Genomic DNA, 15,079 nt, shown 5'->3' with positions numbered 1-15,079 from the left:
CCTTGAAAAATATGGTGGGCCCAGACAGACTTGAACTGTCGACCAACGGATTATGAGTCCGCTGCTCTAACCAACTGAGCTATAGGCCCTAAATGCTGAAAACTTTATTTATCAATAAGTTCAGGCGTCATGAATACTAGCTAAGATTTTTTGGAAAGACAAGTAATTTTATGACCACTTGAACATTTAGGCAGCAATTATGAGTGAGTTGTCTAAACCAGAATATCGGCTATTTAAGACTTCAGTATAAGAGCCTTCTCAGGCTTGAGAAAATAACAGGCAATTCAAAACAAATGAACCTCTGAATTTCAACCTCATCTTATCAATCTCATCCTTAAATTGATAGATTTAACGTCTTAGTATATCTATAAGGTATCAAAATTCTTTATTAGATGAACAGAGATTTAGAGAAAAAAGCATTTAGCCGAAATAGAGGAAAGCACTAGAATTCAGACTTCATTTCTTCGTCTTTACGCAAATCCTGTTTGATTTCGATTAAAGACCATACAATTATGAGTGCCAAAATCAGCATAGACACTATAAAGGCTGCAATGTAAGTCATACTTTTCAATCTCAGCGTAGAAAGAATACGAAAATAGAAAAGACCTGTATAGGGTCTCTTCTTCGACAAAAGTCTAATAATTAAAATGTGTTCTGAATAGTCATTTTTTCACCATTTTAAGACTTTTTTTATATTCAGTAATACTCATAAAATATTAGTGTGATTTTTCTTATATATTTTAACTCTTAATTTTTAATTTAAAAAAATGAATAAATCATAGATTTTTACATTATTCACCGATTTTATTGGAAAGCCTATTGACTGTATCATCGAACAAGATGAAATTATGCAGTTCTCTTCATACGGTTTTTACTTCTCTGTACTTATGCTAAATAAATTCCTTGGCGAATCTGCATTTAAACTTGCAGGTTGGCAATATCATGTCGAACCAGATGTGCTTGAAGACAAACAGGTCATTATTGGATTTGAACATACTTCAATGATGGATGCTGTGTTGTCAATTGCACTGTTCCAGATTTATGACCTCAAAATTCACACCCTAATTAAAAAAGAATTATTTAAAGGTCCATTCAAACCGCTATTAAAAGCTGTAGGGGGTATTCCAGTTGACCGCAAGGCCAATAAAGATATCGTGACCCAGATGGTGGAACATTTTCAGAACAATGAAAAGTTTAATCTGGTGATTGCACCAGAAGCAACACGGGCCAAACAGGGTGAAGCGCGCAAACCGATTCGCACCGGTTTCTGGCATATTGCCAAGGCTGCCAATGTACCGATCGTGCTGTTATATGCCAACTCCAAAACTAAGCAAGGTGGCATTCTGGGCAAGATCTATCCAACAGACCTTGCGCATGACCTGGCTTTGATCAAGCAACTTTATAAAGACAAAGTTGGTCTGGATATCGTTATTCCTGAATAAGCTTTTTAAAAGAAAAGTACGGGCATAAACAGCAATTTTGCTGTTATGCCTTGGTCATCTGTCTATATAAATGCATAAATAGAATTATAAATCCCCTTATCCTCTTTAGAATATTTTTCTCGATATTGCACTTTTTTTGTTTTTATCCTGAAATCTCAAATCCAGGCACTTTTTTTTAAAAAAACGCTTATGGTAGAATTTCGGCATTCTGATAGGCATACAGCCAATCTACAAGGAGCATAGTTCGCATGGCGGGTCATTCCAAGTGGGCCAATATTAAGCATCGCAAAGCAAAACAAGATGCGAGTCGTGGTAAAGTTTTTACCAAATACATTCGTGAATTAACCACTGCTGCAAAGCTTGGTGGTCCAGATACTGCAAGCAACCCTCGTCTACGTGCTGTGGTTGAAAAAGCATTATCAGTGAATATGACACGTGACGTGATCAACCGTGCCATTCAACGTGGTGCTGGTGGCGAAGATAACGACGACCTGAAAGAAGTGACCTACGAAGGTTATGGTGTAGGTGGTGTTGCGGTTATTGTTGAAACCATGACTGACAACTTGAACCGTACCGTACCTGACGTACGTCATTGCTTCTCTAAAACTGACGGTAACCTAGGCACCAACGGCTCGGTTGCCTTCCTGTTCACTAAACGTGGCGAGATCACTTTTGAAGATGTGTCTTTGGAAGATCAAATCATGGAAGTGGCATTAGAAGCAGGTGCTGAAGATATTGAAGTCACTGAAGATGAAATTCTGGTCATTACCACACCTGAAGCTTTCGGTGATGTTCAAGATGCTCTAACTGCTGCAGGTTTAAAATCCGATAACGCTGAAGTGGTGATGAGCCCTTCAACCAAAGCAGAAATCACAGACATCGATCAAGCGAAAAAAATCATGAAAATGATTGATATGCTTGAAGACTTGGATGATGTCCAGAACGTATATACCAACGTTGAATTCTCAGATGCCGTTTTAGCAGAACTGGATGCTTAACTATCACTGATTCAAAAAACGCACCCCTGGGTGCGTTTTTTATTGCTATCTGCCATGCTCATCTGGGATTAAACCTTATTGAGTAATCCGCTACAGTTAAAAACATTATATTCTTTAATGACAAAGCTCGAATGCAGCGCAACCACATGTTCAATTTTCCCAATCCGTTTGAGCAGGATTTCACTATAATTTTCCATATCACGTGCCACCACTTCGACAATAAAATCTGCCGACTGACCAGTGACCAAAAAGGCATTAATCACTTCAGGAATACTTTCCAGCTCTTCCAGAAATTTGGCAAAAGTGTCGCTATCATGTTTGCTTAAAGATACCTGTAACAGTACATGCAGGCTGAAACCCAATTTCTGGTAATTGATTTCACGCTTTAAGCCACTAATAATATTATGATCTATTAAGTGTTTGATCCTGCGATGCACCGAACTGACAGATAAATTTACCCGCTCGGACAGCTCATTCAAATTGACATCTTCATGCGTCAATATTTCCAGAATATGTTTATCGAAACGATCCAGTTCCATTTTTGTACTCTATATATCAATAAACAGTAAATGCAGAAATTTTTGCACTTTCTCTGTTATACAACAATTATTTATTTTTCACAAAAATTTAATATTCTGAAAATATTTTTCAAATTGTAGACGCTATTATAATAGCTTCGCAGATCCTACTATCATTCGCCTGACTCAACTGGCATCTTTCAAGCATATGAAAATAGATTCACACAAAGAGGCTTAAAATAGATAATCATCTAAATTTTTCAGCGATTTAAGATTATCAATACAATCGATAATTATAATTTCGGTGGTTATTGTCAATGTGGCTATTATCGATTGAGTTGGCGGATGGGCAGGTGAAAAATCATGCGTGGTTTTGCTATCTGTGGCAATCTGGATATGCGAGCATGATCGAAGGGATTTTCACTATTTTAAATGACTTTGACTGGGTAAATCTTATCTGGCTTTAATTCTGTTTGCTTCCTGAGAAATTTTCTCAGAATAATCCTTTCAATTAATCATCGCCTTAAAAAGCACATTTCATGCGCATTTTTAAATTTTGAAAGTAGCATTAAACCTATACACCACGCCAGTCTACCCGTGCATTACGTTCAGCTCGGTAAGTACGGCAAATATATTCACCTAGTGGCAGCTGATTCAAGTACTGCTGATAGTCACGATATTCTTCAGACAAGCTTTCAAAATTCTCCTTTTCCCACGGTGTACCTGGAATCGCCAAAAGCGGTGCCAACATGGAACAAACCGCAATATCTGCCAGACCTAAACGATTTCCGACAAAATAGTGCCCACCTTGACTGACCAGCATCTGGTTCAGTTGCTGTACAGCCACCTCAATATGCTGTTTGGATTCTGCTACAGTTTCTTCATTCAAGGCATAACCCTTGGCGACCATTGCTTTCAATAAAGGTTTGGAAAATTTTTCAAACTGGCGCAGATAGCCCTGCTCCCCAATTAAGATATCCAGAGACTCATGATCAGAAGTCAGCGCTTGAGAGAGCATCCAGCGGCGGACATGACGGCCTAATTCCAGCGTAATTTCATTAATTTCTAAAGCTTTATTTCGAAAATGTCCTTCTGCATACAATAAGCGGTGCTCTGGATAAGTATCATCCAGATATAAAGCAATCTGGGTGGAATCTGCGACCCAGCGGTCCTGATCGCGCAAAATAGGCAGACGATTCTGACCGGTTTTCAAGCGGGCAAAAGCGCGATGTACTCCGGGAATCAGATTGTGAGCAACATAATTCAGCTCTTTATGGTCCAGCATCCAACGTGCTTTTTCGCAAAAGTGAGATAACGGAAACTGGTATAAAGTTCGCATGTATACTCCATGTTTATGATTATTGGATTAGGGCATATGTAAGCCACTGTTTTATTCAGATACTTTAGTCACTCAATTTTAGAAAAACAATGTGATTTTTATTCAAAAGTAAAATACTGGGTGATTATATCTCCATATTTAACGGACTCATGACAAATTCTGCTAAGCCTGACAGCCCATATCAGGCAGCCAGAAGTATTTGATTGCAATAAACCGCAAGCGCATGACCTGACTTTAGCCGTGCTTTCATGTAAAATCGGGGGCAATTTTTATATAACGCTTTTGTGAGTTATTTCATGGGTTTTAATTGCGGTATTGTCGGCTTGCCGAACGTTGGTAAATCTACACTTTTCAATGCCTTAACCAAAGCTGCTATTGCTGCAGAAAACTTCCCTTTCTGTACGATCGAACCAAACACCGGGATTGTGCCTGTTCCTGATCCACGTTTAGACAAATTGGCAGAAATTGTTAAACCGCAACGTATTATTCCAACTACTATGGAATTTGTAGATATCGCAGGTCTGGTCGCAGGCGCATCTAAAGGCGAAGGCTTAGGCAACCAGTTCCTGGCAAACATTCGCGAAACTGATGCGATTGCTCATGTTGTGCGCTGTTTTGAAGATGAAAACGTCATTCATGTGAATGGTCGTATTGATCCACTAGATGACATCGCAACGATCAATACCGAACTTGCGCTTGCAGACCTAGACACTGTTGAGAAAGCTGTAACCCGTTTAACCAAATCTGCCAAGGGTGGTGACAAAGAAGCGATTGCCACTAAAGCAGTGCTGGAAAAGATCCTGCCTTTACTGAATGAAGGTAAACCGGCACGCGCAGCGAATTTGGATGATGACGAACGCAAGCTGGTACGTGGTTTTGGTTTAATGACGCTTAAACCAACCATGTATATTGCCAATGTTGCTGAAGACGGTTTTGAAAACAACCCGCATTTAGATGCAGTAAGAAAATTAGCTGCTGAAGAAAATGCGATTGTAGTTCCACTTTGCAACCAGATTGAAGCTGAAATTTCATTGCTTGAAGATGAAGACCGTGCTGAATTCCTGGAAGCGATGGGTATGGAAGAGCCGGGTTTAAACGTGGTCATTCGTGCAGGTTATTCACTGCTTGGCCTACAAACTTATTTCACCGCTGGCGTGCAAGAAGTTCGCGCCTGGACCGTGAAAGTTGGCGCAACTGCACCACAGGCAGCTGGTGTGATTCATACCGACTTTGAAAAAGGCTTTATCCGTGCAGAATGTATCGCTTATGATGATTTCGTGCAGTACAACGGCGAAGCTGGAGCGAAAGAAGCCGGTAAATGGCGTCTAGAAGGTAAAACTTACATCGTTCAGGATGGTGACGTTTTACACTTCCGTTTTAACGTTTAAGTATTTACTGTTTAAAAAAGCCCTTTCTTGGGGCTTTTTTATTGCTTTTAAAAGAGGGGACATACATATAACCACCTTGCTGTCAGCGCACAATATCAACACGCATTAACAATAATAATTATTCGCATATATAAAGGTTTAATTAAAGCGTATCTTAAATCTTATGAAAATTAACCCAGCTTTATTTTACGCAAAGAAACCTGACGATGAGCTATCTCCCGCCTGCATTGCCTTATGATGCCTATAAATGTGCTAGAACTTCATATCAATAGCAAGACCATGGCAATTTATTATTTATTATAAGTAAGCCTCATCAAACTTCTATCAATAATATCCATGCAGGTACAGCAGGCACAAAATGAGAAGCAGTAAATTATCGTTATCTGAAAGCGTTGAACATACTTTAAATCTTTGAGGAGATCGGCCATGTTTACACGCACGCTGATACAATACATGATTGGCAGCACACTCCTGATCTGTGATGTATTCGGCTTTTATTAGAACAAGTGTGGATGCCCTATTTTTAGAGTTTATTTTGCTAAAAAGCCAGGCTGAATGACTGGCTTTTTTGGGCAAATTTGAACAAATAGGGATTTATTGCATATTGGCAATCGCTGTACCCTTCTGTTTAGGATCAGTATTTCCCAGTGCAGGATTGGCAATCGCATTCTGGCATTGCAATTTATCCCGTTCATAATCTGCCTGCTTTTGTGACAGGCCATTACCATTTTCGATGATAGTGCGCGCCCAGATATCCAGACTGGTCAAGGCTTTACGGCACATGGCATATTTCCCTTCAGTCACCGAATCTGTCATTTTGACATTAATGCGCCACTCTGTACTCAGTTTACGTACCGGTTGACGTACCTGACTTTCCAGCTGATCCACTTCTTTATGATAAACCAGTGGGTCCACTTCATTGATCAGCTGCCAGGCAGCCTTGGCATAAGTCGTCGCATCATTGCTCAGTTTAGGTGCCGGTTTAATTTCTGGCTTTTCAGTCGATTGACTGTCATTCCCACACGCTTGTAATAACATTGCCGTGCCTATTAAAGCAGCAGTCAGCATTGTGCGTGTCTTGAACATCCACATATCAGGCTCGCCAATTTAAACATTTCGGCCTATGCTATTAAATTCACGTAGAATACACAATCTCCATTTGACCCATCGTTCCACTCTTCTTCAAGGTGTGTCGTGTCTGAACCGAATCAACTCACTACCCAACCTGCTGGCTTCTGGCAAGGTGCAAAAGACAGCCAAGCAATTATCTTCACTTATTTACCAGTGTCGTTTGCGTTTGGTGTTTCAGCCACCCAGTTTGGCTTTACCGCCTGGGAAGCCTTGTTCCTGTCCTGCTCGATGTATGCAGGTGCCAGCCAGTTTTTGGTGGTCGCTCTCTTAGGCAGTGGAACATCTATCTGGATGACGGCATTAACGGTGATAGCTTTAGATATTCGCCATCTGCTTTATGGGCCGGCGCTGCAAAACCTGATTCAAGACCGGCTCAATTTAAAGAAAACAGCAATCTGGTCTTGGGGTCTGACCGATGAAGTCTTTGCCTCTGGCATGATCAAGCTCTCGCAACGGCGTCAAGAGTGGTCGGAATCATGGATGCTGGGTTTAAGCCTGTTTAGCTGGATGTCCTGGGCTCTCGGATCTTTCCTCGGTGGCTTATTTGCCGATCAGGTCAGCAACTTGCCACAGTTCTTGCAGGCTGCACTAGACTTCCTGTTACCTGCACTATTCCTGAGTTTCTTGTTGGCAGCCTTTGAAAAGAAACATACTTTTGTAGTAGCCGTCACAATTCTGGTGTCTGCGATTGCCTGTTACTTTATCGACTTGTCTGCCGCGATTTTTATCGGGATTAGTTCGGGTATTTTTGCCGGCCTGTTCAAGCACTATATTCTAAAACAGCCAGATCCTGAACACGCAGGAGATCAAGCATGAATCTAGAGATTATTCTGGTGGGAATTATCGTCGGCATTGCCAATTTCGCTTCCCGTTTCGGACCTTTTTTTGTGATTCAGAAATTTCAGCAAGGTTCGCAAAAACGTGGAGCATTGTGGCTAAAAATTGCTTTGGGCTCAATTGGTATTGCTGCGATCAGCTCCATGCTGGTGGTTGCTACCCTGCCACCTTTATTAGAAACACCGAATAAAAGTTTTGCGATGCTGGTCGGCTTTATTGTGCTCACGGTTTTGTACTTCAAGTTTAAACGGATCGTGATGGCGACCCTAACCGCAGCGCTGACCTATGGTCTGGTTTATACTTATGTCCCCATGCCTTTTTAGGCCTTAAACAATTGATCAATCAAGACAAAGGCTTATGCAAACTCATAGCATAGGTCTTTTTTTATATAACAATAAAAACAAGGAAGGATGCGCATGTTTGAAGTCAAACAGGTGATTGAAGGCAAAATCTTTATTCATCATCAGCGCGATGAAATGTTAACCGTGTTTCATCGATATGAATTACCGAGACAGTATTTTGAATGTTTTATCAATGCTCAAAATTTTACCGGACATTTTGTTAACGTGCACTGCCAACCTGCTGATGAAGTCCGTGTTGTTTACATACAGAAAAATGGCCAAAATAAAATCATAGCCATGTGGAATCACACTCAGCAAGTTTTACATTTGTATCCCAGCACCATCATTTTTAGTCGATGGAGCTGGATGCATCGGGTCATTCCTAATTTAATCAAAACTATAGCTATTTCCCTGATTTTGCTGACGGGCTTTTTCTTTCTGGTTAGCGCAAGTTTTGAACGTGCCGTGCGGGATGCAACCCTCTTTAGCTTCTGGGGTTTATTGTTAGCATCGATTTTGGTCGGATTACCAATGTTGATATTTTACCGTCATCGGCAAGCACAAACCCAGGAACTGCTACACCTATTCCCTCTAAGCTCAGCGCATCTTCTGGACATGGAAAAATTAAATCCACCAAGCCGGATTTATCCTTTAGCAAAACCAGTTGAGTCACTCACCAATACCTCAATTTCAAGCCCGGATAATATTAGAAAACTTTATAAATAAAATTGTTAGGCAATATCACAATTTTATATGAATCTTGGCTTAACTGCCGGCTCAGTTCTGCTATGCTAAAAGTCCATAAAATCAAGCATGGATGACACACATGAGCGTGACTATTGGTACTCCACTTCAATCTTCTGCCTACAAAGTTCTATTATTGGGTTCTGGTGAACTAGGCAAGGAAGTGGTGATTTCCCTGCAACGTCTTGGAGTCGAAATTCATGCTGCTGACCGTTATGATCATGCCCCTGCCATGCAGGTTGCGCATTATTCCTATACCTTGAATATGGCAGATGCCGGTGAATTAAAACAACTCATCAATCAAATCCAGCCACATTTAATCGTGCCTGAAATTGAAGCGATTGCAACCGAAGTTCTGCTTGAGATTGAAGCCGAGAACATTGCTACGGTCATTCCTTCTGCCAAAGCCGTCAATCTGACCATGAACCGTGAAGGTATTCGTCGTCTGGCTGCAGAAGAACTTGGTCTGCCCACTTCAGATTACCGTTTTGCCGACAGTTTAGAGTCTTTCCGTGCAGCCTGCGACGATGTCGGCTATCCAAACTTTGTTAAACCAGTCATGTCATCTTCAGGCAAAGGCCAGTCTCGTGTCACCTGCTTTGATGAAGTCGATGCGGCTTGGGAATATGCACAAACTGGAGGTCGGGTCAATCAGGGTACCGTCATTGTAGAATCACAGATTGACTTTGATTTTGAAATTACCTTATTGACTGTTCGTGCCAAAAACCCAGAAACCGGCGAAATCGAAACGTCTTACTGCGACCCAATCGGACATCGTCAGGACTCGGGCGACTATGTGGAAAGCTGGCAACCTCAGCCGATGAATCCGGCCGCGCTGGAAGAGTCCAAGCGCATTGCCAATAAGGTTACTGCAGCACTCGGTGGTTGCGGAATCTTTGGTGTGGAACTCTTTGTAAAAGGTGACAAGGTATGGTTTAGTGAGGTTTCCCCTCGTCCGCACGATACCGGACTGGTGACTTTAGCTTCACAATTCCAAAGTGAATTTGAGCTGCATGCACGTGCTATCTTAGGCTTGCCGGTGAATACTGCACGACATAGTACAGCTGCCAGCGCGGTGATTTATGCCGGAGTCGATGGACGCAATCTTTCCTTTTCTGGCCTGGATCTTGCTTTAGCAGACGGCAACACTGATTTGCGCCTGTTTGGCAAACCGGAAGGCTTTAAACGTCGCCGCATGGGTGTCGCCACTGCACGTGCAGAAACTATCGAACAGGCACGTGAACTGGCACTACAGGCAGCAAGCCAGGTTAGTGTCAACCAGAACTAAACTGAAATACCAACGGACGACTGTACATGATCAACACCCATCCACTGCTGAATTACGCTAAAAGCAACCATGACATTAAAGCCATCAATCAATGGCGCAGTGATGTCGAAAATCAGCTTCAGGAAAGTTTTGAAAATGGGCAGTCGATTCGAGATATTATTCTGGCGCGCTCCAACCTGATTGATGAAGCCCTGCAGTTTCTCTGGCAGCATGCCGAACTGGATCAAACTGATTTGGCCCTGTTTGCTGTTGGGGGCTATGGTCGCCGTGAAATGCTGCCTTATTCTGATGTCGATATCATGATCTTGTCAGAAGATGAGATTAGCCCAGAACAGGAACAGCTGATTTCTATATTTATTTCATCGCTATGGGACGTGGGAAATTTCAAACCGGGTATCAGTGTCCGTACCATCAATGAATGTGTCAATCAGGCCAGTAGTGACTTGAGTGTAGCCACTACCCTGATTGAAGCACGCCTGATTACTGGCAATGAAAATCTGTGCAAATGGCCACGTCGCATCGTGTCACGCACATGGACCGACAAAACCTTTTTTGATGCCAAGATGGATGAGCAGCACAAGCGTTATGCCCAGCACAACAATACTGAAAGCAATCTGGAACCGGATATTAAAAATGCGCCAGGTGGTATCCGTGACATTAACCAGATTGGCTGGATTGCCAAACGGCATTTTCGCGTCAACCGGATTTATGATCTGGTACATCTCGGTTTTATTTCAGAATTTGAACTCGGTGTACTTGAGGAAGCCGAAAGTTTCCTCTGGGAAATCCGCCATCATCTGCACCGCTTGACCAAGCGCGATGAAAACCGCTTATTATTTGATTATCAGCGTGATATTGCAGCCAAGTTCGGCTATGTGCGTGAAGAAGGCCACCACCCAAACTATCCTATCGAACAGTTCATGAAGCGTTATTATCGCACTGCACAGCAGGTGTCGACGCTGAACGAAATGTTGCTGGCTTATTTCAACGAATCGGTGATTACCCCGCGTTTGCCGCAATATGAACGCCAGATTGAAGAAATTAATGAAAATTTCAAACTGGTCGATGGCAAATTGGCTGTCCAGCATCACAAGATTTTTTCGGAAAATCCAAGCGCAATTCTGGAAATTTTCTATCTGTTGGCCAATCGTCCCGAGATCGAAGGCATACGTGCGCGTACTTTACGCTTGCTGACCTTGGCTGGAAAACGCATTGATCAGGGTTTTCGTGATAATCCGGTGCATCAGGCGCTGTTCATGGCAATTATCCGCTCACCGCATCGGCTGTACGACACCATGGTCGCCATGAAGCGTTACGGTGTGCTCGGAAATTATATTCCGGCCTTTGGTCAGATTATGGGGCTGATGCAATATGATCTGTTCCATATCTATACGGTCGATGCGCATACTTTATTGTTGCTACGCAATTTAAACCGCTTTAAAGAACCTGAATTTGCCAAAGAATTCACGGTGGTCAGTTCAGTATTCCAGCGTCTGACCCGTCGTGACATCGTCTATCTGGCAGCAATTTTCCATGATATTGCCAAAGGTCGCGGTGGTGATCACAGTGAACTTGGCGCCAGCGATGCGATCAAGTTCTGCCGTAGTCACGGCTTTACCGAACGCGAAAGTAACCTGGTGGCCTGGCTGATCCAGAATCATCTGGTAATGTCTGTCACCGCCCAGAAAAAAGATATTTCCGATCCGGATGTGGTCAAGGAGTTCGCCGAAAAAATGGGCGACATGGAGCATCTGGATTATTTATACACCCTGACGGTAGCCGACATTAACGCCACCAATCCGAAGCTCTGGAATACCTGGCGCGCCTCATTAATGCGTCAACTGTATACTCAGGCGCGCGACGTGATCCGTTCCGGTCTGGGCCGTCCGGTTGATTATCAAATGCTGATTGAAGATACCAAATTTGCAGCCAGTGAACTTCTGGTTCAGGACTTCTCACTGGATGAAGTAGAAAAAGTCTGGCAGGAACTTGGTGATGACTATTTCCTCAAAGAAACAGCAGATGAAATTGCCTGGCATACCCGTGCCATTTTACAGCACGGCGACAATCCTGCCCCGCTGGTGCTGATGCGGGCACATCGTAATTACGCCCAGGATGCGGTACAGATCTTCATTTATACGCAGGATCAACCCAACCTGTTTGCCACCACGGTGGCTATTCTGGATCGTATGAACCTGGATGTACAAGACGCACGGATTATTACTGCCACCAAAGCCTTCAGTCTGGACACCTATGTAGTACTCGACCGTTTTGGTACCTTATTGACCGATCCAGAACGCGAAGCCACAGTCATTGAAGCCCTAAAAGATGCCTTAAGTCATTCAGATGAATATCCGGGCTTGATGCAGCGCCGGATCCCACGTCAATTACGTCATTTCGATATTGAAAATACAGTCGATATCAGTATCAATCCTGCCTTGAATCAAAATATGGTTGAAATTGCCACCCTCGATCACCCTGGTTTACTTGCCAAAATCGGTGGTTTATTTATGATGCAAGGCCTGGATATCCACTCTGCCAAAATTGCCACACTTGGCGAACGTGCCGAAGATATATTCTTTGTCACCAAAAAGAATGGTATACCAATGACCCCAACGGAGTCTCAGGAATTTGCAGCTGCGCTCAAAGCTGCCCTGGATGAGGCTTCACATCAGGTCAGCGGCCAACACTAACATTTTGCTCGGTAACACATTCATGAACTCTAGCTTGTCTCTACTGCATCCTTATCCGTTTGAAAAGTTAAATCAGCTTTTTGCGGATATCCAGCCTGCTAATATGCCGTTAATTCCCCTGTCGATTGGCGAACCAAAGCATCTTGCACCGGAGTTTGTGAAACAAGCCATTATTGATAATTTCAAGCATTTGTCGACGTATCCAAATAGCAAAGGCTTGCCGGAGCTACGTGAAAGTATCGCCCAATGGCTGACGCGCCGTTTTCAGCTAAATAGCATCAGTGCAGACAGCAATATCCTGCCTGTTTCCGGTACGCGTGAAGCGATTTTCTCGTTTGTACAGGCTTTGGTGAATCGTGAAGAGGCACCTTATGTGGTTATGCCGAATCCGTTTTACCAGATTTATGAAGGTGCAACACTGCTCGCAGGTGCCAAACCTTATTTCATCAACTGTACTGAGGAGAACAATTACCTTGGTGATTTTGATGCTGTTCCGGCAGAAGTCTGGGAAAAGACCGCGCTATTATTTGTCTGTACCCCGGGCAATCCAACCGGTGCAGTGCTGTCGAAAGAACAGTTTAAAAAACTGATTGCCCTGTCGGATCAATACAACTTTGTGATTGCTTCAGACGAATGCTATTCGGAACTGTGGTTTGATCAGGCACCTGTTGGTTTACTGGAAGTTTGTGCTGAAATTGGCCGGGATGACTATAAAAACTGTGTAGTGTTCCATTCACTGTCTAAACGTTCTAACCTCCCGGGCATGCGTTCAGGCTTTGTTGCTGGTGACGCGAATCTGTTAAAACCTTATTTGCAATATCGTACTTATCACGGTGCAGCGATGCCGGTACAACATCAACTGGCGTCGATCGCTGCCTGGGATGATGAAGCACATGTGGAAGAAAACCGGGTGCAATACCGGGCCAAGTTTGATTTATTTCAACAGGAACTCGGACATTTATTGCCCTTGAAAAAGCCAGATGCGGGCTTCTACTACTGGTTAAAAGTCGACAACGATGAAGCCTTTGCCAAACGCCTGATGGAAGAAGCACATATTAAAGTTCTTCCGGGTCGCTATTTATCTCGCGATACCGAACAGGGTAATCCGGGTGAACATCATGTACGTCTGGCACTCGTAGCCGATCTGACGCAATGTGAAGAGGTTATTCGACGCCTGAAAGCCATTCTCTAAGTTTTGATCAAAACTAAAAAACCCACTGGTTTAAAGTGGGTTTTTTAAATTGAAATCAGATGAGCTCTATTTTTATCTCATACTGAGAAGATGACGCTAATGATTACAATACTTTTGCAATTTCATCTTCAAGATCTTCAGGCTTGGTGGTCGGAGCAAAACGGTTCAATACCTTGCCATCACGTCCGATCAGGAACTTGGTAAAATTCCATTTGATCCCATTGCCTAAAATACCTTTGGAATTGTTGGTTAAATAGCGAAAAATAGCATGTGCCTCAGGGCCTTTGACGTCCACCTTGGAAAACATCGGGAAAGATACGCCGTAATTTTTCTGACAAAATTCACCAATCTGTTCATTAGAACCAGGATCTTGACCACCAAACTGGTTACATGGAAAGCCTAAAATTTCCAGACCTTGATCTTTATATTTTTCGTAGAGTTTTTCCAATCCTGAAAACTGGGGGGTAAAACCACACTTACTCGCTGTATTGACAATCAAAAGTACCTTGCCTTCATAATCCGCAAGCGCCTTGCTTTTGCCATTTAACAATTCAGCTTCAAACTGATAAATGTTAGTCATGGATAGGTTTCCTCATCATTTTTTTCTTGTGTTTCTAGATCTAGAGAAGCCGAGTTAACACAATAACGCAAGCCTGTCGGTTCCGGACCATCAGGAAAAACATGCCCTAAATGTGCGTCACAATGATGACAAACAATTTCGGTTCTGACCATTCCATGTGAAGTATCAGGTAATTCTTCTACTACTGAATTGCTGATAGGACGGTAGAAGCTTGGCCAGCCACAGCCGCTGTCATACTTGGTCTCTGATGAGAACAGGGGGGTGCCACAGCAACGGCAAACATAGGTTCCATCTTGCTTGGTATTCCAGTATTTTCCGGTAAATGCCGGCTCTGTGCCTTTCTCGCGGGTAATGCGAAACTCCTCAGGTGATAACTCTCTTTGCCACTCACGGTCTGTTTTATTGAGTTTTCCCATGCTTACGCACCTTTTTATCTTGCTATTTAAAATAGGATAATCCTATATTTACGTGATTCATTTTAAAAATTCTAGTCTTTATTCAATATTTTACAAAAGATAATAATGCCCATAAAAGCAAAAAGTAAGCAAATGCAAAATATATAAGTGAGCAATTTATGTATTAAATGAT

The 15,079-nt window shown here is 42.7% G+C and carries 14 protein-coding genes and 1 tRNA gene; 9 read left to right on the top strand and 6 right to left on the bottom strand.

What is annotated here, in order from left to right; genetic code table 11:
- Positions 1-12: 12 nt before the first annotated feature.
- Positions 13-89: transfer RNA gene (locus tag H9629_RS10370), tRNA-Ile, on the bottom strand.
- Between the two features lie 798 nt (positions 90-887).
- On the opposite strand from H9629_RS10370, the gene H9629_RS10365 reads away from it, so the two are divergent.
- Both H9629_RS10365 and H9629_RS10360 read left to right on the top strand, forming a co-directional pair.
- Positions 888-1,442: a 1-acyl-sn-glycerol-3-phosphate acyltransferase gene (locus H9629_RS10365; protein WP_064096678.1), complete on the top strand. Its 555-nt coding sequence runs from the start codon at positions 888-890 to the stop codon at positions 1,440-1,442.
- Positions 1,443-1,690: 248 nt separating this feature from the next.
- Positions 1,691-2,440, top strand: a complete 750-nt coding sequence (locus H9629_RS10360) for a YebC/PmpR family DNA-binding transcriptional regulator (RefSeq protein ID WP_004731522.1) — start codon at positions 1,691-1,693, stop codon at positions 2,438-2,440.
- 68 nt (positions 2,441-2,508) lie between these two features.
- On the opposite strand, the gene H9629_RS10355 is transcribed toward H9629_RS10360, so the two are convergent.
- Together H9629_RS10355 and H9629_RS10350 are read right to left on the bottom strand one after the other, a co-directional pair.
- Entirely contained in the window at positions 2,509-2,979 is a 471-nt protein-coding gene (locus tag H9629_RS10355; protein ID WP_004645518.1) for an Lrp/AsnC family transcriptional regulator, read from the bottom strand.
- Positions 2,980-3,532: 553 nt separating this feature from the next.
- The gene (locus H9629_RS10350; RefSeq protein WP_180180856.1) at positions 3,533-4,297 is read right to left on the bottom strand and encodes a glutathione S-transferase family protein; all 765 of its coding nucleotides are present in this window, start codon (positions 4,295-4,297) and stop codon (positions 3,533-3,535) included.
- A gap of 296 nt (positions 4,298-4,593) precedes the next feature.
- Between H9629_RS10350 and ychF the strand changes: the two genes are divergently transcribed.
- The gene (ychF, locus tag H9629_RS10345) at positions 4,594-5,685 is read left to right on the top strand and encodes a redox-regulated ATPase YchF (RefSeq protein WP_064096662.1); all 1,092 of its coding nucleotides are present in this window, start codon (positions 4,594-4,596) and stop codon (positions 5,683-5,685) included.
- A gap of 594 nt (positions 5,686-6,279) precedes the next feature.
- On the opposite strand, the gene H9629_RS10340 is transcribed toward ychF, so the two are convergent.
- Complete coding sequence (locus tag H9629_RS10340) at positions 6,280-6,777, bottom strand: hypothetical protein (RefSeq protein ID WP_191731038.1); 498 nt, start codon at positions 6,775-6,777, stop codon at positions 6,280-6,282.
- Positions 6,778-6,879: 102 nt separating this feature from the next.
- On the opposite strand from H9629_RS10340, the gene H9629_RS10335 reads away from it, so the two are divergent.
- The 6 genes from H9629_RS10335 to dapC all read left to right on the top strand — a co-directional run bounded on the left by H9629_RS10335 (position 6,880) and on the right by dapC (position 13,911).
- A complete protein-coding gene (locus H9629_RS10335) occupies positions 6,880-7,632 on the top strand; it encodes an AzlC family ABC transporter permease (RefSeq protein ID WP_064101867.1) in 753 nt (250 codons plus the stop codon).
- A complete protein-coding gene (gene ygaH / locus H9629_RS10330) occupies positions 7,629-7,976 on the top strand; it encodes an L-valine transporter subunit YgaH (protein WP_064096659.1) in 348 nt (115 codons plus the stop codon). The genes H9629_RS10335 and ygaH overlap by 4 nt, the downstream gene beginning before the upstream one ends.
- A gap of 93 nt (positions 7,977-8,069) precedes the next feature.
- Positions 8,070-8,720 carry a hypothetical protein gene (locus H9629_RS10325; RefSeq protein WP_064101866.1) on the top strand — a complete coding sequence of 217 codons (651 nt, stop codon included), beginning with the start codon at positions 8,070-8,072 and terminating at the stop codon, positions 8,718-8,720.
- 91 nt (positions 8,721-8,811) lie between these two features.
- A complete protein-coding gene (purT, locus tag H9629_RS10320; RefSeq protein WP_191731037.1) occupies positions 8,812-10,026 on the top strand; it encodes a formate-dependent phosphoribosylglycinamide formyltransferase in 1,215 nt (404 codons plus the stop codon).
- A gap of 26 nt (positions 10,027-10,052) precedes the next feature.
- On the top strand, positions 10,053-12,719 hold the full coding sequence (glnD, locus tag H9629_RS10315) for a [protein-PII] uridylyltransferase (protein ID WP_191731036.1): 2,667 nt from the start codon (positions 10,053-10,055) through the stop codon (positions 12,717-12,719).
- A 22-nt stretch (positions 12,720-12,741) separates the two neighbouring features.
- The gene (dapC, locus tag H9629_RS10310) at positions 12,742-13,911 is read left to right on the top strand and encodes a succinyldiaminopimelate transaminase (RefSeq protein WP_191731035.1); all 1,170 of its coding nucleotides are present in this window, start codon (positions 12,742-12,744) and stop codon (positions 13,909-13,911) included.
- 103 nt (positions 13,912-14,014) lie between these two features.
- Here dapC and H9629_RS10305 read toward each other — a convergent pair whose 3' ends face one another.
- The gene (locus H9629_RS10305; protein ID WP_064096654.1) at positions 14,015-14,491 is read right to left on the bottom strand and encodes a glutathione peroxidase; all 477 of its coding nucleotides are present in this window, start codon (positions 14,489-14,491) and stop codon (positions 14,015-14,017) included.
- Positions 14,488-14,907, bottom strand: coding sequence for a peptide-methionine (R)-S-oxide reductase MsrB (gene msrB / locus H9629_RS10300; protein ID WP_064096653.1), 420 nt, complete (start codon positions 14,905-14,907; stop codon positions 14,488-14,490). The genes H9629_RS10305 and msrB overlap by 4 nt, the downstream gene beginning before the upstream one ends.
- Positions 14,908-15,079: the final 172 nt, after the last annotated feature.

Source organism: Acinetobacter pecorum (genome assembly GCF_014837015.1).
GTDB classification, from domain to species: Bacteria; Pseudomonadota; Gammaproteobacteria; order Pseudomonadales; family Moraxellaceae; genus Acinetobacter; species Acinetobacter pecorum.
The sequence above is the reverse complement of the archived record's forward strand: the minus strand, read 5'-3'. Positions and strand labels throughout refer to the sequence as shown.